Origin of the sequence: Microcella frigidaquae (assembly GCF_014200395.1) — a bacterium.
In the GTDB taxonomy this organism is placed as follows: domain Bacteria; phylum Actinomycetota; class Actinomycetes; order Actinomycetales; family Microbacteriaceae; genus Microcella; species Microcella frigidaquae.
In genome coordinates this window covers 503,888-527,560 of the sequence record NZ_JACHBS010000001.1, presented here as the reverse complement: position 1 = coordinate 527,560, position 23,673 = coordinate 503,888, and the positions used below count along the sequence as shown (strand labels likewise).

The window sequence follows — 23,673 nt, the reverse complement described above, 5'->3', positions numbered from 1 at the left end:
GTCTCGGGGTCGGGAGGTCTCCAGCCTACGCGCGCGCACCCCGCGTGCGGAGGATTCCCAGCCTCGCCAGGAGCACGTACAGCTGGCATCCCAGGCAGTAGGCGAACGCCGCGTTGAGGAACGCGGCGATGAACGCGGCCGCAGCGGCCACGACGAGGGCACCGGGCACCCCGATCAGGTGCAGCACGAGGCCCGTCACCGTCACCAGAAGGCCCACCAGTTGCGCGAACGTCGGGGGAGCGGGGTGCTCGCGCTCGGTCGGCGGGGCCAGGCGCGGGGCGATCAGGCGGCGGAACAGCAGACCGTAGGGGTGCTTCTGGATGCCCGCGAACGCCCCCCACGCGAACAGCGCGACAAGCGCGGTGAGCAGCAGGGCGGAGGGCTGCAGCGCGCGGGCCACGAGGTCGGCCCCCTGCTGCTCGGTGAGCCCGAGCAGGATGACGACGAGCAGCAGCGCCGCTGTGATGGCCGCCCCGAACCGGGGGCCGCGCGGGTCGATGCCGAACGGCGTGCCCGCCGGGGCGTCCGGTGCCGGACGCTCGCCGCTCACGCCGGCACCGCCACGGGCAGGCGGGCGGCGTCGACCGCCGCGCGCACGTCGGCGGGCGTCACCGCGCCGATCAGGCGGGCGCGAACGTGCCCTTCCCCGTCGAGCACAAGCGTCGTCGGCGTCGAGTACACCGAGTGCCGCCGGGCAACCTCCGGCTCGTCGACGACGTCGATCTCGCGGTGGGCGACCGTCGGGTCGGCGGCGACCAGCGTCTCGGCGACCCGCCGCATCGCGGCGCACGCCGAGCACACCGGACTCGACAGCTGCACGAGGGTGACCTCGGCGCCCTCCACGGCGAGCTGGTGCTCGTCTCCGCCGCAGCCCTCGGCGACGCGCGTGCCGCGGGCCCGCACGAGCAACCCGAGCAGGGTCGCCGCGCCGATGAGACCGGCGATCAAGAGCAGGGCGGTGAGAGCATCCATGCCCCTCACAATAGGAAACGCGCGTCGGGTATTCCCGCGTATGACGCTGTGCGACGCGCGAGCGGGCCGCCGCGGTGGCCGGGGCACCCCGATAGGGTGGCGATCGTGACCGACGCCGCCGAGATCCAGTTCCGCTCCGACGTGACCGTCGAGCTCGTCCGGGCCAGTGCTCACGACAGCGACGTGCTGTTCGCCGCCCGCGTCTCGACGCAGGGCGAGCAGACCCTCGAGGCCGCGGCGAGCGGCGACGAGGCGACCGCCCGCGATCGCGGCCTCATCAACTACCTGATGCGAGACCGCCACGGCTCGCCCTTCGAGCACAACTCGATGACCTTCTACGTGCAGGCGCCGATCTTCGTCTTCCGCGAGTTCATGCGGCACCGCATCGCCTCGTACAACGAGGAGTCGGGCCGCTATCGCGAGCTGCGCCCCGTGTTCTACGTTCCCGGCCCCGACCGCAACCTCGTGCAGGTCGGCAAGCCCGGCGCCTACGAGTTCCTGCCGGGCAGTGCCGAGCAGCTCGCGCTCGTCGACGCCGAGGTGCGGGCATCCTGCACCGCCGCCTACGCGTCGTATCAGCGGATGCTCGACGCGGGCATCGCGCGCGAGGTGGCCCGCGCGGTCCTCCCCGTGACGATCTACAGCACCATGTACGTCACGATGAACGCCCGCTCGCTCATGAACTTCCTCTCGCTGCGCACCAAGCGCGAGGGCACGCACTTCCCGTCCTTCCCGCAGCGCGAGATCGAGATGGTCGCCGAGCAGATGGAGCAGCACTTCGCCGCGCTCATGCCGCTCACCTACGAGTCGTTCAACGGCAACGGCCGCGTCGCCCCGTAGCCCGCGGCCCGCTCGGCACCGCGGCGCGATACCCTGAAGCACGTGTCTGCGAACAATCCCTTCGGCCAGGTGCTCGTCGCCCTCGTCACGCCCATGCTCCCCGACGGCGAGGTCGACTGGGCCGCGGTCGAGAAGCACATCGACGATGTGATCAGCAACGGGGCCGACGGCGTCGTCGTCACCGGCACGACCGGTGAGACCAGCACCCTCACCGACGCCGAGAAGCTGCGCCTGGTCGAGGTCGGCAAGTCGGTCAGCGCCGGCCGGGCATCCATCATCACGGGCGGCGGCTCGAACGAGACCGCGCACGCCATCGAGCTCTACAAGGCCAGCGAGAAGGCCGGCGCCGACGGCGTCATGATCGTGACGCCCTACTACAACAAGCCGACCCAGGCCGGTGTGCTCACGCACTTCCGCATGATCGCCGACGCGACCGATCTGCCGGTGATCCTCTACGACATCCCGGGCCGCGCGGGCATCGAGATCACGTACGAGACCGTCCTGCGCGCCGCGAAGCACCCGAACATCCTGGCGGTGAAAGACGCGAAGGGCGACCTGAGCGAGGTCAGCCGGGTCATGAACCAGACCGACCTGATGTACTTCGCCGGCGACGACGCGAACGTTCTGCCGACGCTCGCGATCGGCGGCACGGGCCTCATCGGCGTCACGGCGAACGTCGTCCCCGGGGCGTACCGCACCATCGTCGACGCGGTGAACCGCAACGACCTGGCGACGGCCACCGCCGAGCACCAGCGCCTCGAGCCGCTCGTGCGCGCCATCATGACCCACGTCCCCGGCACCGTCGCCACCAAGTACGTGCTGCACGGTCTCGGCCGCATCGGCTCGCCGCGCGTTCGGCTTCCCCTGGTCGGCCCGGAGGAGCACGAGGCCGCGATCATCGAGGCCGAGCTCGACCTGGTGAGCGACCTGCAGGGCGTCGACTTCCGCAACTTCCGGCCCGACCGCAACGCGGCGGCCGGCGGTGCCCTGCCGAAGGTGGCCGGCACCACCCGATAGACCACACCCCGGGGCACGAGCCCCTCCGAGCGCGACAGACCGCGCATCACAACCAGTCAGGCGGACCATGCCCCACGACCTCTTCGACCCGCCCGCCCTCGACCCGAGCACCCTGCGCATCATCCCGCTGGGCGGCGTCGGCGAGATCGGCCGCAACATGACCGCCTACGAGTTCGGCGGCAAGCTGCTCATCATCGACGCCGGCGTGCTCTTCCCCGAGGAGACCCAGCCCGGCGTCGACCTGATCCTCCCCGACTTCGGCCCGATCCGCGACCGGCTCGACGACGTCGTCGCCGTGGTGCTCACCCACGGCCACGAGGACCACATCGGCGCTGTGCCGTACCTGCTGCGGATGCGGCAGGACATCCCGATCATCGGCTCGACCCTCACGCTCGCGCTCATCGAGGCGAAGCTCAAGGAGCACCGCATCCAGCCCTACACCCACACGGTGAAGGAGGGGCAGGTCGAGCAGCTCGGCCCGTTCGCGCTCGAGTTCATCGCCGTGAACCACTCGATCCCGGATGCTCTCGCCATCGTCGTCTCCACGCCCGCCGGCACCGTGCTCCACACCGGCGACTTCAAGATGGACCAGCTTCCCCTCGACGACCGCATCACCGACCTCCGCGCGGTGGCCCGCTGGGGCGAGAAGGGCGTCGACCTCGTGCTGAGCGACTCGACGAACGCCGACGTGCCCGGCTTCACCGCGCTCGAGCGCGACATCGGTCCCGTGCTCGAGAACGTCATCGCCCGCGCCCGCCGCCGCGTCATCGTGGCCAGCTTCTCGAGCCACGTGCACCGCGTGCAGCAGGTGCTCGACGCCGCCCACGCCAACGGCCGCAAGGTGGCGCTCATGGGCCGCAGCATGGTGCGCAACATGACGATCGCCGCCGATCTCGGGTTCCTGAAGGTGCCGGAGGGCATCCTGATCGACCACAAGAAGGCTGCCACGCTGCCCGACGACCAGATCGTCTACATGTCGACCGGCAGCCAGGGCGAGCCGATGGCCGTGCTCGCGCGCATGGCGAACCTCGAGCACCAGATCGAGATCGGCGAGGGTGACACGGTCATCCTCGCCTCGAGCCTGATCCCGGGCAACGAGAATGCCGTCTACCGCGTCATCAACGGGCTCATGAAGCTCGGCGCGAAGGTCGTGCACAAGGGCACCGCGCGCGTGCACGTCTCGGGCCACGCCTCGGCCGGCGAGCTGCTCTACTTCTACAACGTGCTGCGGCCCAAGAACGTCATGCCGGTGCATGGCGAGCAGCGGCACCTCGTCGCGAACGCCGAGCTCGCCATCGCGACCGGCGTGCCCGAGCAGAACGTGCTGCTCGCCGACAACGGCTCGGTCGTCGACCTGCGCGACGGCGTCGCCCGCGTCGTCGGCCAGCTCGACATCGGCTTCGTCTACGTCGACGGCTCGACCGTCGGCGCGATCACCGACGCCGACCTGAAGGACCGCCGGATCCTCGCGGAGGAGGGCTTCATCTCCATCTTCGTGGCGGTGGATGCGCAGACCGGGCGCGCCGTCGTCGGGCCCGAGATCCACGCCCGCGGCTTCGCGCCCGACGAGGCGGTGTTCGATGAGGTGAAGCCGCAGATCGTGGCGGCGCTCGCCGAGGCCGCGGCGAATGGGACGCGCGACCAGCACGCCTTCAGCCAGGTCGTGCGGCGCGTGGTCGGCCGCTGGGTGAACACGCAGCACCGTCGCCGTCCGATGATCGTGCCGGTGGTGATCGAGGCGTAGCCTCGATCACCCAGACAGCGCCGGTTTGCCGCGCCGCGGAGCGGCGCGGGCCGAGGCCTGACGGCCTCGATCACCCAGACAGCGCCGGTTTGCCGCGCCGCGCAGCGGCGCGGGCCGAGGCGTAGCCCTCCCTCACCCCGAACGGGTGTCGCGACGCCTCGGGCCGGGGGCGTAGCCTGACCTCGTGACGAATCCGCGCTTCCTGCCCTCGGCGGGCCTCCTGCCCGCCCTGGCGATGTGCGGTCCGGACTTCGCCATGGCCGTTCCGCCGACTCTCGAGTCGCTCATGTCGCTCGGCGGCTGGGCCGCCGAGGACGCCGCCGGGCAGCCGCCGGAGCCCGACGGAGCGTAGGCGCGTGTCGCCCCGGGCCGCGTCGGATCGCGCGGGTACCGTGGGCGCATGGCTTCGAGCACACGGTCGTCGGCGCGCCCGCGCTCGGGTTCGGCGCGCTCGGGGTCGGGCTCGACCCGCAACCGCAGCTCCTCCGCCGCGGCCACGAAGAAGCTGCCGGTCGCCGAGCCGCAGCCGGGCATCCTGACCCGCGCCTGGATGGGCCTCGCCCACGTGACCGGTGCCGCGTTCCGCGTGTTCGGCCGCGAGACCCTGGCCAAGGAGGAGCGCCGCGACGGCGTGCCGTTCTTCTTCATCGTGCTCGCCGTCATCGGCGTCGTCGTCGAGTGGTTCTTCATGGCCGACCCGGTGGCGGTCGCGCTCAACGCCTGGACCTTCGGCGGATTGATCGGACGCGTCTCGTTCGCGCTGCCGGTGATCCTCATCGTCTTCGCGGCCTGGCTGTTTCGGCACCCGGCGAGCGTGCACGACAACACCCGCATCGGCATCGGCCTCGGGCTGCTGGTCGCGAGCGTGAGCGCCCTGTGCCATGTCGCGCTCGGCGCCCCGCAGCCCGCGCTCCCGCCACTCGCGCTCGCGCAGGCCGGGGGCCTCGTGGGCTGGGTGCTCGGCGGCGTGCTGCTGCTCGCGAGCATCTGGGTGGCCGTTCCCGCCCTCGTGCTGCTCGCCCTGCTGTCAGTGCTGATCATGACCAAGACGCCGCCGAACCGCATCGGCGACCGCCTGCGCGAGCTCTACGCGTACCTGTTCGGCGCCGAGCTGGCGCCGCGCGAGCCGAAGCAGAAGCCCGCGAGCGAGACGACGCCGGTCGAGTTCGGCTCGCTCACCGACCTGGGGCTCGACCTCGACGACACGAGTTCGATGCCGTGGTGGCGCAAGGGCCGCTCGGCGCGCGAGTCGGCCGCCTTCGACAGCCCGGTCGAGCGCGACCCGGTCACCGAGGTCATCGACCCGCTCGAGCGCGCGACGGTGACGGAGAACCTCGGCGAGGTGCTCTCGGCGGCCGAGCAGGCCGTGGCCCGGTTCACCGGCGAAGTGGATGCCCCCGCGAGCCCGCGCGAGTCCGCGACGCCGGCCGTCCTCCCGGGCTTCGCCACGACGGCGAGCGAGCGCGGCGCGGCGGGCGAGTTCTCCGCGCCCGCGCCCCGGTCATCCGGCGCACGGCCCTACCGCCTGCCGGCGGCCACCATCCTCAAGCCGGGGGATCCCCCGAAGGCGAAGTCGGCCGCCAACGACAGCGTGGTGGCCGCGATCACCGAGGTGCTCACGCAGTTCCAGGTCGACGCTCGGGTCACGGGGTTCAGCCGCGGCCCCAGCGTGACGCGGTACGAGGTCGAGCTCGGTCCGGGCGTGAAGGTGGAGCGCTTCACGGCCCTCACTCGCAACATCTCGTACGCCGTCGCGAGCAACGAGGTCAACATCCTTTCGCCGATTCCCGGCAAGAGCGCGATCGGCGTGGAGATCCCGAACGTCGACCGCGAGATCGTGAGCCTCGGCGATGTGCTGCGCTCGAGCGCAGCATCCAAGGCCCTGCACCCGATGGCGATCGGGGTCGGCAAGGACGTCGAGGGCGGCTACGTCGTCGCGAACCTCGCCAAGATGCCGCACCTGCTCGTCGCCGGTTCGACCGGGTCGGGAAAGTCGAGCTTCATCAACTCGATGATCACGAGCGTGCTCATGCGGGCGAAGCCGGCCGAGGTGCGCATGGTCCTCGTCGACCCGAAGCGCGTCGAGCTGGCCGCCTACCAGGGCGTGCCGCACCTCATCACGCCGATCATCACGAATCCGAAGAAGGCGGCCGAGGCACTGCAGTGGGTCGTCAAGGAGATGGACATGCGGTACGACGACCTCGCGTCGTTCGGGTTCCGCCACATCGACGACTTCAACCGCGCCGTGCTCGCCAACGAGATCGTGCTGCCCGAGGGCTCTCAGCGGCAGCTGCAGCCGTACCCCTACCTGCTTGTCGTCGTCGACGAGCTCGCCGACCTCATGATGGTCGCGCCGCGCGATGTCGAGGACTCGATCGTGCGCATCACCCAGCTGGCCCGGGCGAGCGGCATCCACCTGGTGCTGGCGACCCAGCGGCCGAGCGTCGACGTCGTGACCGGCCTCATCAAGGCGAACGTGCCCAGCCGTCTCGCCTTCGCCGTCTCGAGCATGACGGACAGCCGCGTGATCCTTGACCAGCCGGGCGCCGACAAGTTGATCGGCCAGGGCGATGCGCTCTTCCTGCCGATGGGCGCCTCGAAGGCGATCCGCGTGCAGGGAGCCTGGGTCACCGAGGAGGAGATCCACGCCGTCGTCGAGCACGTCAAGCAGCAGGCCCTGCCCGAGTACCGCGCCGACGTCGCAGCCGAGGCCCAGAAGCGCGAGATCGACAGCGACATCGGCGACGACCTCGAGGTGCTGCTCGCCGCCGCCGAGCTGGTCATCAGCACGCAGTTCGGGTCGACCTCGATGCTGCAGCGCAAGCTCCGGGTCGGCTTCGCCAAGGCCGGCCGCCTGATGGACCTCCTCGAGTCGCGCGAGATCGTCGGCCCCTCCGAGGGGTCGAAGGCCCGCGACGTGCTCGTGTCGCCCGACCAGCTGCCCGAGGTGCTCGCGCGGCTGCGGGGCGAGGAGCCTCCCGCCGCGTCGGCCGGCGCCCCCGGCGGCGGGACGGGGGGCGGCGGGTCGAGCAGTGGTGCTGCGGCCGACGACCCCGTCGCCCGCATGACCGAGGGCTATCCTGAGGTCGAGGGCGACTCGGACGAGGACGCCTGGCAGCTCACCGATCGTGACTGAGGCGCCGACGCCTCGTGACCGCGCCGACCTGGAGGACCGCGTGACCGACCCCGAGGCGAGCACCCGGTCGTACTCCTTCCGCGGGCGGGTGGTACGCGCGGGCGAGACGCCCGCGAGCAGCGGCAACCTGGCGAACATCATCACCGTGGTGCGCATCCTGCTCGCCCCGCTGTTCGTCGTCCTCCTCGTGCTGGACGGCGGCGCCGACGGGCCGCTCCGCGTCGCGGCCGCCGTGCTCTTCATCGTCGCCATCGCGACCGACGGCGTCGACGGCATGCTCGCACGGCGTCGCAACCTCGTCACCGACCTCGGGATCCTCCTCGACCCGATCGCCGACAAGCTGCTGACCGGCGCGGCCCTCGTCATGCTCGCGGTCCTGGCCGAGCTTCCCTGGTGGGTGGTGGCGATCATCCTCGTGCGCGAGTGGGGCATCACCGTCTACCGCTTCATCGCCCTGCGCGACCGGGTGATCCCCGCCTCGCGCGGCGGCAAGCTCAAGACGGTGGTGCAGGCGGTCGCCATCTCGTTCGCGCTGCTGCCGCTCTGGGCCGTGCTCGGCGAGTGGGTGCACATCCTCAACACCGTCCTCATGACCGCCGCCGTGGTTCTGACCGTCGTCACCGGCATCGAGTACCTGGTGCAGGCGCGGCGGCACGCGCGTCGCGCCGAGTGACGGCATCGTGACCGTGGCGGGAGCGGCGAGCCCGGCGGCGGGCGCGGGCTCCGTCGACTCGACCGCCGTCCTCGTCGAGCGGCTGATCGCCGAGGGCCGTTCGGTCGCGGTCGCGGAGTCGCTGACCGGCGGTGCGCTCCTCGCCGAGTTGATCCGCGTGCCCGGTGCCTCCGCGGTCGTCCGCGGGGGAGTCGTCGCCTACGACACCGCGCTGAAGCATTCGCTGCTCGGGGTCGATGCCGGGCTGCTCGCGGCGGCGGGTCCGGTCGACCCGGCGGTCGCCAGTGCGATGGCCGAGGGGGTGCGCGCGGTCGCGGCCGTCGGCGGGCATCCGGCTGATTGGGGCGTCGCGACGACGGGCGTGGCCGGCCCCGATCCGCAGGGTGCGGCCCCGGTGGGCCTGGTCTACGTCGCGGTGGCGGATGCGGAGCGCACGCTCGTCCGCGAGCACCGCTTCGCCGGCGACCGCGCGGCGGTGCGGCGCCAGGCGGTCGCGGCGGCGCTCGCGCTGCTCGCCGACGCGCTCGATGCGTTCTCTGCCGCGTGACGCCGCTGCGTGACGCCGCGCTGACGAGCCCACGATGCTCGGGAATGCCATACGACACGGTCGTGTTACAGACAGCAGACTGACAACCGGCGCACAGGTGGCGGCGGTTACAGTAATCGCATCCGGTTCGGGTAGTGTTACCCGCCCGGCGCAAGCCGCCCGAGAGGCAGTGAAGGAGGTCACCATGGTTCTGGTCCGGCAAGAGATCGGCGAGGTCCTCCGCGATGTCCGCCTCCAGAAGGGCCGCACCCTGCGGCAGGTCGCCAGTCGCGCGAGCGTGGCGCTGGGCTACCTGAGCGAGGTCGAGCGCGGCCAGAAGGAGGCGTCGAGCGAGATCCTCGCCTCGGTCGCCGAGGCGCTCGACACCCCGATCTCGGTCATCATGCGCGAGGTGGGCGACCGCCTCGCCGTCATCGAGGGCCTCTCGACGGTTCCCGACACCCTGCCCGACGAGCTGGTCGCCGAGTTCGACGCCGACCTCGCGATGCGCTGAGCCCCGCGCTCACCGCATCGCCCGCTCCTCCGGCAGCGCCCGACACGGCCCGGCTCCCGCGTGACCCGCAGCGAGTTCCTCCGCGCCATCGACGACGAGTTCGGTGAGGCGTACGGGCGCAGCCTGGTGCGCGATCTCGTACTGGGAGCGCTCGGAGACCGCACCGCCGAGGAGGCGCTCGCGCAGGGTCTCGCCCCGCGCGAGGTCTGGCTGGCCCTCTGTGCTGTCATGGATGTCCCGCGCGAGCGCTGGTACGGCGCGGGCCGCCCGGAGCCCCGCCGGTCCTGACCCGGCCGCACCGTCGGTGGGCGTCCGCCTCCGGGATGCGGGCGCGCGCCGCACGGACGACACGCCGCGCCGCAACCGTTCGAACATCTGTTCGCCTGCGGGCTAGACTCCCTCCCAGCGGCACTCGAACACGAGTCACTGCACGGAACGCGCGTCGAGCCCGGCTGATGTCGGGGGAGGAGCGTACCGTCGGTCTCGTCGGCGATCGCCGTCACGCCTTGTCGTGATCCGACCGGCCCTGCTCCATCGGCCGGACGAGGAGCGACAGAAGACAGGCACACCGCGCACGAGATGAAGGAGACCGCAATGCCCTCAGCAGCAGACCGCGAGAAGGCCCTCGAGACCGCTCTCGCCCAGATCGACCGTCAGTTCGGCAAGGGCAGCGTCATGCGCCTCGGCTCCGACGAGCGTGCGCCGGTGTCGGTGATCCCGACCGGCTCGATCGCCCTCGATGTCGCCCTCGGCATCGGTGGCCTTCCGCGCGGCCGCATCATCGAGATCTACGGCCCCGAGTCCTCGGGCAAGACCACGCTCACGCTCCACGCCATCGCCAACGTGCAGCGCGCCGGCGGCATCGCCGCCTTCATCGACGCCGAGCACGCGCTCGACCCCGACTACGCGCAGAAGCTGGGGGTCGACATCGACCAGCTCCTCGTGTCGCAGCCCGACACCGGCGAGCAGGCGCTCGAGATCGCCGACATGCTCGTGCGCTCGGGCTCGATCGACCTCGTGGTCATCGACTCGGTCGCGGCCCTGGTGCCGCGCGCGGAGATCGAGGGCGAGATGGGCGACAGCCACGTCGGCCTCCAGGCCCGCCTCATGTCGCAGGCCCTCCGCAAGCTCACCGGTGGCCTCAACTCCACCGGCACCTCGATGATCTTCATCAACCAGCTCCGCGAGAAGATCGGCGTCTTCTTCGGCAGCCCCGAGACCACCGCGGGCGGCAAGGCGCTGAAGTTCTACGCCTCCGTGCGCCTCGACATCCGTCGTATCGAGACCCTCAAGGACGGCACCGAGGCCGTCGGCAACCGCACCCGCGTCAAGGTCGTGAAGAACAAGATGGCCCCGCCTTTCAAGCAGGCCGAGTTCGACATCCTCTACGGGGTCGGCATCTCCCGCGAGGGCAGCCTGATCGACTTCGGCGTCGAGCATGAGATCGTCCGCAAGTCGGGCGCCTGGTACACCTACGAGGGCGACCAGCTCGGCCAGGGCAAGGAGAACGCGCGCAACTTCCTGCTCGAGAACCCGGCCATCGCGGCGGAGATCGAGAAGAAGATCCTTGCGAAGCTCGGCATCGGCGCGAAGCCCGAGGCCGTGCCCGTGCCGGTCGAGGCTCCCGCTCCGAAGGCCGCGGAGAAGCCCGCGGCCCGTGCCGCGAAGCCCGCCGAGGCCGAGCCGATCGCCGACGACGCCCCATCGCTCCGCCCGGCCGCCAACGCCTGATGACCCCGGCGCCGTGACAGACATCCCCATGCACGGCGCCGGCGAGGGCGTCCCCCCGGTGAGCGATGATCGCATCGCCCCGGTGATCTCCCTCGCCGGTGCCCGTGCGGCGCGCCGTGACGGTCGTGGCGCGGTGCAGAAGGTCGTGGCCGATGCGGTCGTGGCCGGTCCGGCTGAGGCTGAGGCTGAGGCTGAGGCTGAGGCTGAGGTTGCAGCCGCTGGTGCCGAGGCCGATGAGGTCGTCCAGCCCCCTGCGCTCACGGTCATCGAGCACCGCCGGCCATCGGCGGACGAGCTGCGGGCCCTCGAGCAGCAGGTGCGGCAGATCGAGAGCATGCCTCCCGACGAGCTGCCCAACCGCCTCGCCGACGACCCCGGTGCTGCACGAGCGGCGCGACGGGCCGAGAACGTCGCCCTGCATGCGCTCACCCGCCGCGGACAATCGCGCGCCGAGGTCGCCGACCTCCTCGTGCGCCGCGAGCTCCCGCCGGAGGTCGTCGAGGCCGAGCTCGAGCGGCTCGCCGGTGTCGGGCTCATCGATGACGTGGCGCTCGCCCGTGACCTCGTCGATCGGCTCCGCGCCCGCAAGAAGCTCGGGGCCAGCGCGCTCCGGGCCGAGCTGCAGCGGCGCCGCCTCGATCGCGACGCGATCGAGGCTGCCCTCGCCACGATCGCGGACGACCATGCCGACGACGAACTCGTCGACGAGCTCGCGCGCGACCGCGCCCGTCGGCTCGGCGGCCTCGACCGGGTCACCGCCGAACGGCGCCTCGTCGACTACCTCGCCCGCAAGGGCCACAGCGGCTCGCGCGCACGCGAGGCCGCGCGACGCGCTCTCGACGGCGCGGGGCCGCGCGGCGGGCGCTCCGGGGCCGGCGCCCGAGACGGGGGCCCGGGCGGCCGCCGCCCCGTCGAGTTCCATTAGCCCGCCGTAGACTGGGCGCACCATGAGCACCGCCACGCTGTCGCCCGTCGACCTCGCGCCCGCCGAGCGTGCGCGCACCTACGAGGTGCGCACCTTCGGCTGCCAGATGAACGTCCACGACTCCGAGCGGCTCAGCGGCTCGCTCGAGGCCGCTGGCTACGTGCGCGTCGAGAGCGGCCAGGCCGACGTCGTCGTCATCAACACCTGCGCGGTCCGCGAGAACGCCGACAACAAGCTCTACGGCACCCTCGGACACCTCGCCGCGAAGAAGCGCGAGCACGAGGGCCTCCAGATCGCGGTCGGCGGCTGCCTCGCCCAGAAGGACAAGAACACCATCCTCGAGCGGGCGCCCTACGTCGACGTCGTTTTTGGCACCCACAACATGGGCTCCCTCCCCGCACTGCTGGAGCGCGCGCGGCACAACGGCGAAGCGCAGCTTGAGATCCTCGAGTCGCTCGAGGTGTTCCCCTCCACGCTCCCCACCCGCCGCGACTCCGTCTCCAGCGGTTGGGTCAGCATCTCCGTCGGCTGCAACAACACCTGCACCTTCTGCATCGTCCCCGCCCTGCGGGGCAAGGAGAAGGACCGCCGGCCGGGCGACATCCTCGCCGAGATCCAGGCCCTCGTCGACGACGGCGCCATCGAGGTGACCCTGCTCGGGCAGAACGTCAACTCCTACGGCGTCGAGTTCGGCGACCGCCTCGCCTTCGGCAAGCTCCTGCGGGCCGCAGGCCAGATCGAGGGGCTCGAGCGTCTGCGGTTCACGAGCCCGCATCCGGCCGCCTTCACCGACGATGTCATCGACGCGATGGCCGAGACGCCGTCCGTCATGCCGCAGCTCCACATGCCTCTGCAGTCGGGCTCCGACCGCGTCCTCAAGGCGATGCGCCGCTCCTACCGCAGCGAGCGCTTCCTGGGCATCCTCGATCGGGTGCGCGAGCGCATCCCGCACGCCGCGATCACGACCGACATCATCGTCGGCTTCCCCGGGGAGACCGAGGAGGACTTCGTCGACACCCTGCGGGTCGTCGAGCAGGCGCGCTTCGCCAGCGCGTTCACGTTCCAGTACTCGATCCGTCCCGGCACTCCGGCGGCCACGATGGCTGACCAGGTGCCGAAGGAGGTCGTGCAGGAGCGCTACGAGCGGCTCATCGCCCTGCAAGACGGGATCAGTGCCGAGGAGAACCGGGCGCAGGTCGGCCGCGAGGTGCAGGTGCTCATCGCGATGGGCGAGGGCAAGAAGGATGCGGAGACCGAGCGCATCTCCGGCCGCGCGGAGGACAACCGGCTCGTGCACCTCGCCGTGCCGGCGGGCTCCGACCGCCCGCGCCCCGGCGACGTCGTCACCACGACGATCACCCATGCCGCGCCGTTCCACCTGATCGCCGACCACGACGCGCCCCTGCGCATCCGCCGCACGCGCGCGGGCGACGCCTGGGACCGCCAGCAGGCCGAGAGCTGCGGCGTGCCTGCCCCGGCCACCGGCGGCACGGCGGCCGGCGGGGCGCGTGCCGTGTCCCTCGGGCTCCCCACGCTCCGCATCGGCAGCGGTCCCGCCTCGGGCGCCTGAGCGGATTCTCGCGATGATCGTCGCGATCGTCGGCGCGACCGGCACTGGCAAGAGCGGCTTGTCGCTCGCCCTCGCCGAGCGCTGGGCGGCGCGCGGCATCGCCGCCGAGGTCGTCAACGCTGACGCGATGCAGCTCTACCGGGGCATGGACATCGGCACCGCGAAGCTCAGCGAGAGCGAGCGGCGGGGCGTGCCGCATCACCTCATCGACGTGCTCGACGTGACCGACGAGGCGAGCGTCGCCCAGTATCAACGGCAGGCGCGCGCAGCCATCGAGCAGGTGCTCGACCGCGGCGCCGTGCCGATCCTGGTCGGGGGCTCGGGGCTCTACGTCGCCGCCGTGCTCACCGAATTCCGCTTCCCGGGAACCGATGCCGACCTGCGGGCGCGCTGGGAGGCGGAGCTCGCCGAGCGCGGGCCCGCATCCCTGCACGCCGCCCTCGCCGAGCGCGACCCGGCCGCTGCCGCCGCCATCGGCCCGCATAACGGCCGCCGCCTGGTGCGCGCCCTGGAGGTCGTCGAGCTGACGGGCGAGCCCTTCGGGGCGGGGCTGGATGCCCGTGAGCGGCCCTGGCGGCCGTACCGGCAGCTCGGGCTCGCGCTCGACCGCGACCGGCTCGTGCCGCGCCTCGACGACCGCGTGCGGGGCATGTGGGCGGCCGGGCTGCTCGACGAGGTGCGCGGGCTGCTGCCGCTCGGCCTCGAGCGCGGCGTCACTGCGAGCCGGGCGATCGGCTACGCGCAGGCGATCGCGCAGCTGCGCGGCGCGCTCGACGAGGCGGAGGCGATCGCGCAGACGCAGGCGCTCACCCGGCGTTACGCCCGTCGGCAGGTCGGCTGGTTCCGGCGCGATACGACAGTCGAGTGGCTCGACGCCGCGGCCGACGACCTCGTCGCCGCGGCTGAGCGCCGGCTCGCGCTCGACCGCGCTGACTAGCATGGGCGAGTGACCACGCTGCGATTCACCAAGGGCCACGGCACGGGCAACGACTTCGTGCTGCTGAGCGACCCCGACGGCGCGCTCAGCCTGACGCCCGCGCAGCGTGCGGCTCTCGCCGACCGGCGTTTCGGCATCGGGGGCGACGGTGTCATCCGCGCCGTCCGCTCCCAGCACCTGCCCGCCGGGCGGGCCGTACTCGAGCACGAGCCGGACGCCGAGTGGTTCATGGACTATACGAATGCCGACGGCAGCCTCGCCGAGATGTGCGGCAACGGCATCCGCGTCTTCGCCCGGTACCTGATCGAGGAGGGCCTCGCCGAGCTTCCGCCGGGCGGGACGCTCCCGATCGCGACCCGCGCCGGCATCGTCGACGTGCACCGCCTGACCGCCGGGTTCGCGGCCGACCTGGGCCGCTGGCGGCTCGACGGCACCGAGCCGCTGGTGCGGGCGCGCGGCCTTCCGGTCGCCCGCCCCGGGCTCGGCATCGACGTCGGCAACCCGCATGTCGTCGTGGCGCTCGCGAGCGAGGAAGAGCTCGAGGCCCTCGACCTCGGCCGCGCCCCGCTGCTCGACCCGGAGCCCGAGGCCGGGGCGAACGTCGAGTTCGTCGTCCCCGCCGACCCGCTCGTCGTGGACGGAGTGGGGCGCATCCGGATGCGCGTGCACGAGCGCGGCAGCGGCGAGACGCTTTCCTGCGGCACGGGCGCGGCAGCCGCGGCCCTCGCCGTGCGGCACTGGGCGGGCGCCGGCGCGCCGAGCGCGTGGCAGGTCACCGTGCCGGGCGGGGTGCTCGGGGTGCGGATGATCCCGACCGAGGGTGGCGAGCACGTCACCCTCTCCGGCCCCGCCGAGCTGGTCTACTCGGGCGAGATCACACTCTGACCCTTCGGCTCAGCCGGTGATCGTCGTGATCGGCCCGGTGAGTCCCGAGCGGTTGCGCACCCGCAGCACGCGGAACCCCTTGTTGGTCGCATACCGTGAGACGGCGAGCTCCCCCCGGTAGCGGTCCTCCATCCAGCGCTGCAGCGAGTCGCTGCCGAGGTTGCGGGCGACGACCAGCCAGGCGTCGGCGGCCTCGCGCAGCCGCGGCAGCCAGGCGTCGAGCATGCCGTGCAGCTCGTTCTTGCCGATGCGGATCGGCGGGTTCGACCAGATCGTCATGAACCGGATGTCCTCCGGAACCTCATCGGGCGCCGCCACCCGCACATTGTCGAGCCCGAGCAGCTCGGCGTTGCGCCGGGTCAGTTCGCGCGCCCGCTCGTTGATGTCGACCGCCCACACCGTCGCGCGCGGCGACTCGAGCGCCAGAGTCAGCGCGATCGGCCCCCAGCCGCAGCCGAGGTCGAGCAGGTCGCCGCTCGTCGGGGGAGGCGGCACATGACCGAGCAGCACCCCTGTGCCGATGTCGAGGCCCCCCGGGCTGAAGACGCCGCCCGCGGTCTGCAGCGTCACCTCGCGGCCCGCGAGCGTGACGGTCAACGGCCGTGCGACGAGCTCCCCGCTCGGCTGAGCGGAGAAGTAGTGGTCGGCAGCCATGCGCAGAATCTACCGAAGCCGGGCGAGTACAGTGAACGGCACATGACCGATCGCGACCATTCCTTGACCGACGCCCCCGCCGACGCCGGTGCCGGCACCGCCTCCGACAGCGACACGGCGACGGATGCGGTGGCCCGCGTGCTGGCGACCGCCGAGTCGCGCGCCCGCCGCGTCGTCGTGCAGCCCGCGGCGGCCCTGCAGGCCGACGCGGCCTACCTCGACGATCGCGACGGCGACCAGTTCGACCGCGAGGAGCGCGCGGCCCTGCGCCGCGTGCGCGGCCTCTCGACCGAGCTCGAGGACGTCACCGAGGTCGAGTACCGCCAGCTGCGGCTCGAGAACGTCGTGCTGATCGGCATCTACGCGCAAGGCGACCTGGAGGACGCCGAGAACTCGCTGCGCGAGCTCGCCGCCCTCGCCGAGACGGCCGGAGCCGTGGTGCTCGATGGTCTGCTACAGCGGCGCCCGCATCCCGACCCCAGCACCTACCTCGGCAAGGGCAAGGCGCACGAGCTCGCCCTCATCGTCAAGGAGCTCGGCGCCGACACGGTCATCGCCGACACCGAGCTCGCCCCGAGCCAGCGGCGCGCGCTGGAGGACGTCGTCAAGGTGAAGGTGATCGACCGCACGGCGGTGATCCTCGACATCTTCAGCCAGCACGCGAAGAGCCGCGAGGGCAAGGCGCAGGTCGAGCTCGCCCAGCTCGAGTACCTGCTGCCGCGCCTGCGCGGCTGGGGAGAGTCGATGTCGCGACAGGCCGGTGGCCAGGTCGGCGCCGCCGGCGCGGGCATGGGCTCGCGCGGCCCCGGTGAGACGAAGATCGAGCTCGACCGCCGCCGCATCAACACCCGCATGGCGAAGCTGCGCCGCCAGATCAAGGGCTTCGCGCCCGCTCGCGCGGCCAAGCGCGCCAACCGCGACCGGTACGCGGTGCCGAGCGTCGCGATCGCGGGCTACACGAACGCGGGCAAGTCGAGCCTGCTCAACCGCATCACGCGGGCGGGCGTCCTCGTCGAGAACGCGCTGTTCGCGACCCTTGACCCGACGGTGCGCAAGACGACGACTCCCGACGGCCGGCCGTACACGATCGCCGACACCGTCGGCTTCGTGCGCAACCTGCCGCACCAGCTGGTCGAGGCCTTCCGCTCGACCCTCGAGGAGGTCGCGGAGTCGGACGTGATCCTGCACGTGGTCGATGGCGCGCATCCCGACCCCGCCGCCCAGCTGGCGACGGTGCGCGACGTGATCGGCGAGGTGGGGGCCCGCGAGCTGCCGGAGCTCGTCGCCGTCAACAAGAGCGACCTGCTCGACGACGACGCGCGGCTGCTGCTGCGCGGGCTCGTGCCCGACGCGGTCTTCGTCTCGGCGAAGACGGGGGAGGGCATCGAGGAGCTGCAGCACCGCATCGCCGAACTGCTGCCGAACCCGGATGTCGAGCTGTGGGTCGTCGTGCCCTACGACCGCGGCGACCTGGTGTCGCTGCTGCACGAGCGCGGCCGCATCGTCGAGACCACCTACGTCGAGCAGGGAACCCGGGTGCATGCCTTCGCGCCGCCCGAGGTCGCGACCCTGGTCGAGCCGTACGTCGTCACCGACGCACCGGCGGCCGACGCGCGCTAGTCGCGCACGGGCTCAGACCGAGCGCAGCACCGCCACGACCTTGCCCAGCACGGTCGCCTGGTCGCCCAGGATGGGTTCGTAGGCCGAGTTCTGCGGCAGCAGCCAGGTGTGGCCGTCGCGCTGCTTGAACACCTTGACGGTGGCCTCCCCGTCGAGCATGGCGGCGACGATCTCGCCGTTCTCGGCGGTGCTCTGCTGCCGCACGACGACCCAGTCGCCGTCGCAGATGGCCGCGTCGATCATCGAGTCGCCGACGACGGTGAGCATGAAGAGCTCCCCCTTGCCGACGAGCTGCCGGGGGAGCGGGACGACCTCCTCGACCATCTGATCGGCTGTGATCGGAATGCCCGCCGCGATGCGGCCGACCAGCGGCACCATCGCCGCGTCGCCCACGGAGGGGCCGGGGACGGTCTCGGAGCCGATGCCGCCGCTGCCGCCGGCGTCGTGCTCGAGGTCGATGAGCACCTCGAGGGCGCGCGGACGGTTGGTGTCGCGCCGCAGGTAGCCGGCGAGCTCGAGCTGGCCCAGCTGGTGTGACACGCTCGAGAGGGATGCGAGCCCCACGGCCTCGCCGATCTCGCGCATGCTCGGCGGGTAGCCCCGGCGCGCGACCGAGGCCTGGATCACGCCGAGGATCGCGCGCTGCTTCTCGCTCAGGGTGGTGCGGCGGCGGGTCGCGCCGCCGAACTCGGTCTCATCGGCCATCACGGCTCCGATCGTCGGAGGTCCCCGTCGGAATGTCGGGGGTCACGGGTTCACTGTTCTCGCGACCCTCGAAACTCTATCCAGTTCTCGGGCTCTGCTCAAACATCTGTTCGAGCGTGTCCGGCGATCCGGAGACGAACCGGGCGAAAAGGGTTGTATCTGTGTTCGATAGAAGGTATGTTCGAAACACAGGTTCGCATCGGGCTCTCCCGGCCGAGAGTCGGATGCACCCCCCCGGCGGCCCCCCGGCGCCGGGGGGCCTGTACCCCCTCGCGAACGTCGAGAACATCGCGGACATCGAGGACCACGATCAGAGAGGTCGATGACATGAGCAGCATCACCTACAGCAGCACGGCCTTCGCCATGCCGACGGTCGCACGCACCCGCCTGCGCCTCACCCGTCGCGGGCGCTTCGTCGTCGCCGCCCTCGTCTCGCTCCCGCTCGTGCTCGGCCTGCTCGGCATCGCCCTCAACGGCGGTGGCGCGGTCGCCGGTTCGACCGCGGCCCCGGAGACCGTGACCGTCCAGGCGGGTCAGTCGCTCTGGAGCCTGGCGGAGGAGCTCGCGCCCGACGCGGCCACCGCCGACGTCGTCGCCGACCTGGTCGCCGTCAACGGCCTCGCCGGCGGAGCGGTGCTGCCCGGCCAGGTGCTCATCGTCCCGGCCGCCTACGCCGACTGATTCGCACCTCAGCCGCGAGAGGCGCCCAGGCGCCCGCGACTACGATGGCCGGGTGACGAGCCTCGCCGACCTGCCGATCCGCGACGACCTGCGGGGCCTGACGCCCTACGGTGCTCCGCAGAAGGCCGTGCGCATTGCCCTGAACGTCAACGAGAACACCCACCCGGTGCCGGACGAGGTCGTCGCGCACGTGACGCGCGCGGTCGAGCGGGCCCTCCGCTCGGTGAACCGGTATCCCGACCGCGAGTTCACCGCGCTGCGCGAGCAACTCGCGGGCTACCTGAGCACCGCATCCGCGTCGCCCGTCACGGTGGCCCGGGAGCAGATCTGGGCCGCGAACGGCTCCAATGAGGTCATCCAGCACCTCCTGCAGGCCTTCGGCGGTCCTGGTCGGACGGTGCTGGGCTTTCCGCCCACCTACTCGATGCACGCGATCATCGCCGCCGGTACCGGAACGACCTGGGTCACCGGGCAGCGCGACGCCGACTTCCGGCTGAGCCCCGCGACGGCCGCGGCGGCTGTCGACCGGCACGATCCCGACGTCGTCTTCCTGTGCGCGCCGAACAACCCGACCGGAACGCCGCTCGGCCTCGACACGATCGCGGCGGTCTACGAGGCGAGCCGCGGCATCGTCATGGTCGACGAGGCCTACGCCGAGTTCATGCCCGCGGGCGAGCCGGACGCGCTGAGCCTGCTGCCCGGCCGTGAGCGCCTCGTCGTCTCGCGCACGATGAGCAAGGCCTTCGCCTTCGCCGGTGCCCGACTGGGGTACCTCGCCGCCGACCCCGCCGTGATCGACGCCCTCCGGCTCGTGCGCCTGCCCTACCACCTGTCGGCACTCACCCAGGCGGCCGCGGTGGCCGCGCTCGAGCACGCTCCGACGATGCTGCGCACGGTCGACGCGATCCGCGAGCAGCGAGACCGTCTGCTCGTCGAGCTGGCGGGGCTCGGCTACGCCCCCCACGCCAGCTGGGCGAACTTCGTGCTGTTCGGCGGGGTCGCCGACCCGCAGGCGACCTTCGAGCACCTGCTCGCCCACGACATCCTGATTCGCGACGTCGGTCTGCCGAACCACCTCCGCGTCACCGCCGGGACCCCGGCGGAGACCACGGAGTTCCTGGACGTGCTGGCTAGGATGGCCCGGTGAGCACCCCCCGCATCGCCGAGCTGAGCCGGGAGACGAGCGAGTCGTCGATCGCGCTGCGGCTGAACCTCGACGGCACCGGCCGTTCGTCGATCTCGACGACCGTGCCCTTCTTCGACCACCTGCTGACGGCCTTCGCGAAGCACGCGCTCGTCGATCTCGACGTGACGGCCCGCGGCGACATCGACATCGACGTGCACCACACGGTCGAAGACACCGGCATCGTGCTCGGCGCCGCCATCGCGCAGGCGCTCGGCGACAAGGCCGGCATCGCCCGCTTCGGTGATGCCCTCGTGCCGCTCGACGAGGCGCTCGCGCAGGCCGTCGTCGACGTCAGCGGCCGCCCGTACCTCGTGCACAGCGGCGAGCCGGCCGGCTTCGAGTTCCACCTGATCGGCGGCCACTTCACCGGCTCGATGGTTCGGCACGTGTTCGAGGCCATCACCATGCACGCCGGCCTCACCGTGCACCTCACCGTGCTCGGCGGGCGCGACCCGCACCACATCGCCGAGGCCGAGTTCAAGGCCTTCGCGCGCGCCTTCCGCCAGGCCGTGCAGCATGATCCGCGCGTCCAGGGCATCCCCTCGACGAAGGGCGCGCTCTGACCGCCGTGGCGCCCCGCGTGGTCGTGCTCGACTACGGCTCCGGCAACGTCCACTCGGCGGCGAAGGCGGTCGAGGCGGCAGGAGCCCGGGTCGAGCTGACGGCCGACCGCGAGCGCGTGATGGCCGCCGACGGCCTCCTGGTGCCCGGCGTGGGCGCGTTCCGTGCGGTGATGGATGCCCTCCGCGCCGTGCGCGGCGACGAGTTGATCGACCGGCGCCTCGCCGGCGGCCGCCCAGTGCTGGGCATCTGCGTGGGCCAGCAGATCCTCTTCGAGCGCGGCGATGAGCGCGGCGAGGTCACCGAGGGGCTCGGCCAGTGGCCGGGCACGGTCACGGCGCTGCACGCACCGACGGTGCCGCACATGGGCTGGAACACGGTGGAGGCCCCCGAGGGCTCGCGCCTGTTCGACGGTCTGCACGACGAGCGCTTCTACTTCGTGCACTCCTACGCCGCCCACGAGTGGACCCTCGATCCGCACCCGGCGATCCCCGCGCCGATGGTCACCTGGGCCGAGCACGGCGAGCGCTTCATCGCCGCGGTCGAGAACGGTCCGCTGAGTTCCACCCAGTTCCACCCCGAGAAGTCGGGCCAGGCGGGGCTCCGCCTGCTGTCGAACTGGCTCGTCACCCTCTGACCTGCCGCCGCGGCGCCGACCGCCCGCATCGATGCTGGCCGGGCGCCCGGGCGCGACGGAGTACGATCTTGTGTTTGGCCGCCGGAAACCGGCGAGTCCGCGAGTGATCCGATCAGAAAGTTGTCGATGAGCGAGTTCTCGACCATCCCCGCCCTCACCCTCCTTCCGGCGGTGGATGTCGCAGGAGGCAAGGCCGTGCGCCTCACCCAGGGGGAGGCCGGAACCGAGACCAGCTACGGCGACCCGATCGATGCCGCGCACGAGTGGGCGGAGCAGGGCGCCGAGTGGATCCACCTCGTCGACCTCGACGCGGCCTTCGGGCGCGGCAGCAACCGCTCGATCATCAAGAAGGTCGTCAAGACGACGGCGAAGAACGTCAACATCGAGCTCTCCGGCGGCATCCGCGACGACGCCAGCCTCGAGGCCGCGCTCGCCACGGGCGCCAAGCGCATCAACCTCGGCACGGCCGCGCTGGAGAACCCCGAGTGGGCCGCCCACGTGATCGCGGAGTACGGCGAAGCGATCGCGGTCGGTCTCGACGTGCGCGGAACGACGCTCGCCGCCCGCGGCTGGACCGAGGAGGGTGGTGACCTCTGGGCCGTCCTCGAGCGACTGGAGGCCGCCGGCTGCGCGCGCTACGTCGTCACCGACGTCACCAAGGACGGAACGCTCAAGGGCCCGAACCTCGACCTGCTGCGCTCGGTCATGGAGCGCACCCACCGTCCCGTGATCGCCTCGGGCGGCGTCTCGAGCCTCGACGACATCGCCGCGCTTCGCGAGCTCGTGCCGCTCGGCCTCGAGGGCGCGATCGTCGGCAAGGCGCTCTACGCGGGCGCGTTCACCCTGCCCGAAGCACTGGATGTCGCCGGCCGCTGATCGACCGGCCGACTCGGCCGGTCAGCCCTGGGAGGGGCGGCGGTTCGAGCCGAACGCCAGCGCCGATGACGACGGCTCCGCGCCGCCGGAGTTCGTCGCCGCGATGGCCGCCTTCCGCGCGGGCGCGACGACGATCGCCGCGGTGGTCGACGCCGTGCGCGGCTGCCGGTTCCTCATCCCGCTCGTCGCCGTCGCCGGCGGGACCGGCGTGACCGACACGGGCCTCGTCGTCGACAAGACGCAGGAGCTCTCGATCGTCACCGTCGCCGGCCCCGACGGGCGCCCGATCCTGCCCGTGTTCTCCTCCGTCGACGCGATGCGCCGGTGGCGGCCGGATGCTCGCCCGGTGCCCGCCGACGCGGTGCGCGTCGCCCTGGCCGCCGCCTCCGAGCACACCGACCGCGTGGTCATCGATCCGCGCAGCCCCGAGACTCTGGTCGTGCTGCCGCGGCCGGCGGTGTGGGCGATCGCGCAGGGCGAGCCGTGGGTGCCTGCCGTCGACGACCCCGAAGTGCTGGAGGCGGTCGCGCGGCCCGCGGCGCAGCATCCGGAGGTCTGGGGTGTCAGCCTGCTGGCCGGAGACCCGGAGGGACACGGGGAGCGGCCCGAGGTCGTCGTGCGGCTCGGGGTCGAGCGCGGCACCCCGCCCGAGCGGGTGCGCGACATCGTCGCCGCGCTCAGTGCGACCTGGGCGGCCGAGCCGGCCGTGGCCGAGCGGATCGATTCGCTGACCGTGCAGCCGGTGATGGGGACCTCGGCCGGCGACTAGCTGACGGGGCCGGTGTACTTCTCTCCGGGACCCTGACCGGGAGCGTCGGGGAAGGGCGAGGCCTCGCGGAAGGCGAGCTGCACCGAGCGGAGGCCGTCGCGCAGCACGCGGGCGTGGTGGTCGCCGAGCTCCGGCGCGGCAGCGGTGATGAGGCCGGCAAGTGCGGTGATGAGCTTGCGCGCCTCGGCGAGGTCGATCTCGTCCTCGCCGTTCTCCGAGAGGCCGCACTTGACCGCCGCGGCGCTCAGCAGGTGCACGGCGACAGTGTTGATGATCTCGACGGCCGGAACCTCGGCGATATCGCGCGACGGGTCGGAGGTGATCTCGCTCATGGGGCCTTTCGGGTCGTGGGGCGGCAGGGGCCGACGGGCCGTCGTTCCGGAAAGGCTGCGCGCCTGCTAGTCTTATGCGGTCTCCGGGGCGTCAACCCTGGAAGGAAAGTGGAGGAACCTCCCACCCGCGCTTGACCGCTTACAGGTTACCGGGTCGAATCACCCCGCTCGTCGGCCTCGCG

At 72.1% G+C, this 23,673-nt stretch carries 26 protein-coding genes; 21 read left to right on the top strand and 5 right to left on the bottom strand.

Annotation, left to right across the window (positions count from 1 at the left end; all coding sequences use genetic code 11):
• Positions 1 to 25: 25 nt before the first annotated feature.
• Both BJ959_RS12550 and BJ959_RS12545 read right to left on the bottom strand, forming a co-directional pair.
• A complete protein-coding gene (locus BJ959_RS12550) occupies positions 26 to 550 on the bottom strand; it encodes a DUF4395 family protein (protein WP_153982700.1) in 525 nt (174 codons plus the stop codon).
• Positions 547 to 972, bottom strand: a complete 426-nt coding sequence (locus BJ959_RS12545; RefSeq protein ID WP_153982701.1) for a thioredoxin family protein — start codon at positions 970 to 972, stop codon at positions 547 to 549. Before BJ959_RS12545 ends, BJ959_RS12550 begins: the two co-directional genes overlap by 4 nt.
• Positions 973 to 1,077: 105 nt before the next feature.
• On the opposite strand from BJ959_RS12545, the gene thyX reads away from it, so the two are divergent.
• The 14 genes from thyX (at position 1,078) to dapF (ending at position 15,470) form a co-directional block, all read left to right on the top strand.
• Positions 1,078 to 1,812 (top strand): FAD-dependent thymidylate synthase, encoded by a 735-nt coding sequence (gene thyX, locus BJ959_RS02540; RefSeq protein ID WP_424960753.1) that lies wholly within the window; start codon positions 1,078 to 1,080, stop codon positions 1,810 to 1,812.
• A 42-nt stretch (positions 1,813 to 1,854) separates the two neighbouring features.
• Positions 1,855 to 2,829 (top strand): 4-hydroxy-tetrahydrodipicolinate synthase, encoded by a 975-nt coding sequence (dapA, locus tag BJ959_RS02535; RefSeq protein WP_341800027.1) that lies wholly within the window; start codon positions 1,855 to 1,857, stop codon positions 2,827 to 2,829.
• Between the two features lie 67 nt (positions 2,830 to 2,896).
• Positions 2,897 to 4,573 (top strand): ribonuclease J, encoded by a 1,677-nt coding sequence (locus tag BJ959_RS02530; protein ID WP_183321847.1) that lies wholly within the window; start codon positions 2,897 to 2,899, stop codon positions 4,571 to 4,573.
• 184 nt (positions 4,574 to 4,757) lie between these two features.
• On the top strand, positions 4,758 to 4,925 hold the full coding sequence (locus BJ959_RS02525) for a hypothetical protein (RefSeq protein WP_153982705.1): 168 nt from the start codon (positions 4,758 to 4,760) through the stop codon (positions 4,923 to 4,925).
• Positions 4,926 to 4,973: 48 nt separating this feature from the next.
• Complete coding sequence (locus BJ959_RS02520) at positions 4,974 to 7,709, top strand: DNA translocase FtsK (protein WP_153982706.1); 2,736 nt, start codon at positions 4,974 to 4,976, stop codon at positions 7,707 to 7,709.
• Positions 7,710 to 7,749: 40 nt separating this feature from the next.
• Positions 7,750 to 8,382, top strand: coding sequence for a CDP-diacylglycerol--glycerol-3-phosphate 3-phosphatidyltransferase (pgsA, locus tag BJ959_RS02515; RefSeq protein WP_183321845.1), 633 nt, complete (start codon positions 7,750 to 7,752; stop codon positions 8,380 to 8,382).
• Between the two features lie 13 nt (positions 8,383 to 8,395).
• A complete protein-coding gene (locus tag BJ959_RS02510) occupies positions 8,396 to 8,929 on the top strand; it encodes a nicotinamide-nucleotide amidohydrolase family protein (RefSeq protein ID WP_153982751.1) in 534 nt (177 codons plus the stop codon).
• A gap of 184 nt (positions 8,930 to 9,113) precedes the next feature.
• A complete protein-coding gene (locus tag BJ959_RS02505; RefSeq protein WP_153982707.1) occupies positions 9,114 to 9,422 on the top strand; it encodes a helix-turn-helix domain-containing protein in 309 nt (102 codons plus the stop codon).
• Positions 9,423 to 9,482: 60 nt separating this feature from the next.
• The gene (locus BJ959_RS02500) at positions 9,483 to 9,710 is read left to right on the top strand and encodes a DUF3046 domain-containing protein (RefSeq protein ID WP_153982708.1); all 228 of its coding nucleotides are present in this window, start codon (positions 9,483 to 9,485) and stop codon (positions 9,708 to 9,710) included.
• A gap of 306 nt (positions 9,711 to 10,016) precedes the next feature.
• A complete protein-coding gene (gene recA / locus BJ959_RS02495; RefSeq protein WP_153982709.1) occupies positions 10,017 to 11,153 on the top strand; it encodes a recombinase RecA in 1,137 nt (378 codons plus the stop codon).
• A gap of 13 nt (positions 11,154 to 11,166) precedes the next feature.
• Positions 11,167 to 12,078 carry a RecX family transcriptional regulator gene (locus BJ959_RS12935; RefSeq protein ID WP_153982710.1) on the top strand — a complete coding sequence of 304 codons (912 nt, stop codon included), beginning with the start codon at positions 11,167 to 11,169 and terminating at the stop codon, positions 12,076 to 12,078.
• A 22-nt stretch (positions 12,079 to 12,100) separates the two neighbouring features.
• On the top strand, positions 12,101 to 13,648 hold the full coding sequence (gene miaB / locus BJ959_RS02485) for a tRNA (N6-isopentenyl adenosine(37)-C2)-methylthiotransferase MiaB (protein ID WP_153982711.1): 1,548 nt from the start codon (positions 12,101 to 12,103) through the stop codon (positions 13,646 to 13,648).
• Between the two features lie 13 nt (positions 13,649 to 13,661).
• The gene (gene miaA, locus BJ959_RS02480) at positions 13,662 to 14,585 is read left to right on the top strand and encodes a tRNA (adenosine(37)-N6)-dimethylallyltransferase MiaA (RefSeq protein WP_153982712.1); all 924 of its coding nucleotides are present in this window, start codon (positions 13,662 to 13,664) and stop codon (positions 14,583 to 14,585) included.
• 9 nt (positions 14,586 to 14,594) lie between these two features.
• A complete protein-coding gene (gene dapF, locus BJ959_RS02475; protein WP_153982713.1) occupies positions 14,595 to 15,470 on the top strand; it encodes a diaminopimelate epimerase in 876 nt (291 codons plus the stop codon).
• 9 nt (positions 15,471 to 15,479) lie between these two features.
• On the opposite strand, the gene BJ959_RS02470 is transcribed toward dapF, so the two are convergent.
• Positions 15,480 to 16,124, bottom strand: coding sequence for a class I SAM-dependent methyltransferase (locus tag BJ959_RS02470; protein WP_153982714.1), 645 nt, complete (start codon positions 16,122 to 16,124; stop codon positions 15,480 to 15,482).
• Positions 16,125 to 16,166: 42 nt separating this feature from the next.
• On the opposite strand from BJ959_RS02470, the gene hflX reads away from it, so the two are divergent.
• On the top strand, positions 16,167 to 17,744 hold the full coding sequence (hflX, locus tag BJ959_RS02465) for a GTPase HflX (protein WP_153982715.1): 1,578 nt from the start codon (positions 16,167 to 16,169) through the stop codon (positions 17,742 to 17,744).
• Between the two features lie 12 nt (positions 17,745 to 17,756).
• On the opposite strand, the gene lexA is transcribed toward hflX, so the two are convergent.
• On the bottom strand, positions 17,757 to 18,449 hold the full coding sequence (gene lexA / locus BJ959_RS02460; protein WP_153982716.1) for a transcriptional repressor LexA: 693 nt from the start codon (positions 18,447 to 18,449) through the stop codon (positions 17,757 to 17,759).
• Between the two features lie 327 nt (positions 18,450 to 18,776).
• Here lexA and BJ959_RS02455 point away from each other — a divergent pair, with 327 nt between their 5' ends.
• The 6 genes from BJ959_RS02455 to BJ959_RS02430 all read left to right on the top strand — a co-directional run bounded on the left by BJ959_RS02455 (position 18,777) and on the right by BJ959_RS02430 (position 23,159).
• Positions 18,777 to 19,130: a LysM peptidoglycan-binding domain-containing protein gene (locus BJ959_RS02455; RefSeq protein ID WP_153982717.1), complete on the top strand. Its 354-nt coding sequence runs from the start codon at positions 18,777 to 18,779 to the stop codon at positions 19,128 to 19,130.
• 52 nt (positions 19,131 to 19,182) lie between these two features.
• Positions 19,183 to 20,277 (top strand): histidinol-phosphate transaminase, encoded by a 1,095-nt coding sequence (locus tag BJ959_RS02450; protein ID WP_153982718.1) that lies wholly within the window; start codon positions 19,183 to 19,185, stop codon positions 20,275 to 20,277.
• Positions 20,274 to 20,879, top strand: a complete 606-nt coding sequence (gene hisB / locus BJ959_RS02445; RefSeq protein WP_153982719.1) for an imidazoleglycerol-phosphate dehydratase HisB — start codon at positions 20,274 to 20,276, stop codon at positions 20,877 to 20,879. Before BJ959_RS02450 ends, hisB begins: the two co-directional genes overlap by 4 nt.
• 5 nt (positions 20,880 to 20,884) lie before the next feature.
• Positions 20,885 to 21,514, top strand: a complete 630-nt coding sequence (gene hisH / locus BJ959_RS02440; protein WP_153982720.1) for an imidazole glycerol phosphate synthase subunit HisH — start codon at positions 20,885 to 20,887, stop codon at positions 21,512 to 21,514.
• Positions 21,515 to 21,640: 126 nt separating this feature from the next.
• Entirely contained in the window at positions 21,641 to 22,390 is a 750-nt protein-coding gene (gene priA, locus BJ959_RS02435; RefSeq protein WP_153982721.1) for a bifunctional 1-(5-phosphoribosyl)-5-((5-phosphoribosylamino)methylideneamino)imidazole-4-carboxamide isomerase/phosphoribosylanthranilate isomerase PriA, read from the top strand.
• Positions 22,374 to 23,159 (top strand): SseB family protein, encoded by a 786-nt coding sequence (locus BJ959_RS02430; RefSeq protein WP_153982722.1) that lies wholly within the window; start codon positions 22,374 to 22,376, stop codon positions 23,157 to 23,159. Before priA ends, BJ959_RS02430 begins: the two co-directional genes overlap by 17 nt.
• On the opposite strand, the gene BJ959_RS02425 is transcribed toward BJ959_RS02430, so the two are convergent.
• Positions 23,156 to 23,491, bottom strand: coding sequence for a DUF1844 domain-containing protein (locus BJ959_RS02425; protein ID WP_153982723.1), 336 nt, complete (start codon positions 23,489 to 23,491; stop codon positions 23,156 to 23,158). The two genes, BJ959_RS02430 and BJ959_RS02425, sit on opposite strands and share 4 nt — an antisense overlap.
• Positions 23,492 to 23,673: the final 182 nt, after the last annotated feature.

Excerpts from the sequence above, each read along its gene's own strand:
- BJ959_RS12545 (WP_153982701.1), bottom strand. The coding sequence starts at position 972 with ATGGATGCTCTCACCGCCCTGCTCTTGATCGCCGGTCTCATCGGCGCG.
- BJ959_RS02530 (WP_183321847.1), top strand. The coding sequence starts at position 2,897 with ATGCCCCACGACCTCTTCGACCCGCCCGCCCTCGACCCGAGCACCCTG.
- BJ959_RS02520 (WP_153982706.1), top strand. The coding sequence starts at position 4,974 with ATGGCTTCGAGCACACGGTCGTCGGCGCGCCCGCGCTCGGGTTCGGCG.
- BJ959_RS02505 (WP_153982707.1), top strand. The coding sequence starts at position 9,114 with ATGGTTCTGGTCCGGCAAGAGATCGGCGAGGTCCTCCGCGATGTCCGC.
- recA (WP_153982709.1), top strand. The coding sequence starts at position 10,017 with ATGCCCTCAGCAGCAGACCGCGAGAAGGCCCTCGAGACCGCTCTCGCC.
- miaB (WP_153982711.1), top strand. The coding sequence starts at position 12,101 with ATGAGCACCGCCACGCTGTCGCCCGTCGACCTCGCGCCCGCCGAGCGT.
- miaA (WP_153982712.1), top strand. The coding sequence starts at position 13,662 with ATGATCGTCGCGATCGTCGGCGCGACCGGCACTGGCAAGAGCGGCTTG.
- BJ959_RS02470 (WP_153982714.1), bottom strand. The coding sequence starts at position 16,124 with ATGGCTGCCGACCACTACTTCTCCGCTCAGCCGAGCGGGGAGCTCGTC.
- hflX (WP_153982715.1), top strand. The coding sequence starts at position 16,167 with ATGACCGATCGCGACCATTCCTTGACCGACGCCCCCGCCGACGCCGGT.
- lexA (WP_153982716.1), bottom strand. The coding sequence starts at position 18,449 with ATGGCCGATGAGACCGAGTTCGGCGGCGCGACCCGCCGCCGCACCACC.
- BJ959_RS02455 (WP_153982717.1), top strand. The coding sequence starts at position 18,777 with ATGAGCAGCATCACCTACAGCAGCACGGCCTTCGCCATGCCGACGGTC.
- priA (WP_153982721.1), top strand. The coding sequence starts at position 21,641 with ATGAGCGAGTTCTCGACCATCCCCGCCCTCACCCTCCTTCCGGCGGTG.
- BJ959_RS02430 (WP_153982722.1), top strand. The coding sequence starts at position 22,374 with ATGTCGCCGGCCGCTGATCGACCGGCCGACTCGGCCGGTCAGCCCTGG.
- BJ959_RS02425 (WP_153982723.1), bottom strand. The coding sequence starts at position 23,491 with ATGAGCGAGATCACCTCCGACCCGTCGCGCGATATCGCCGAGGTTCCG.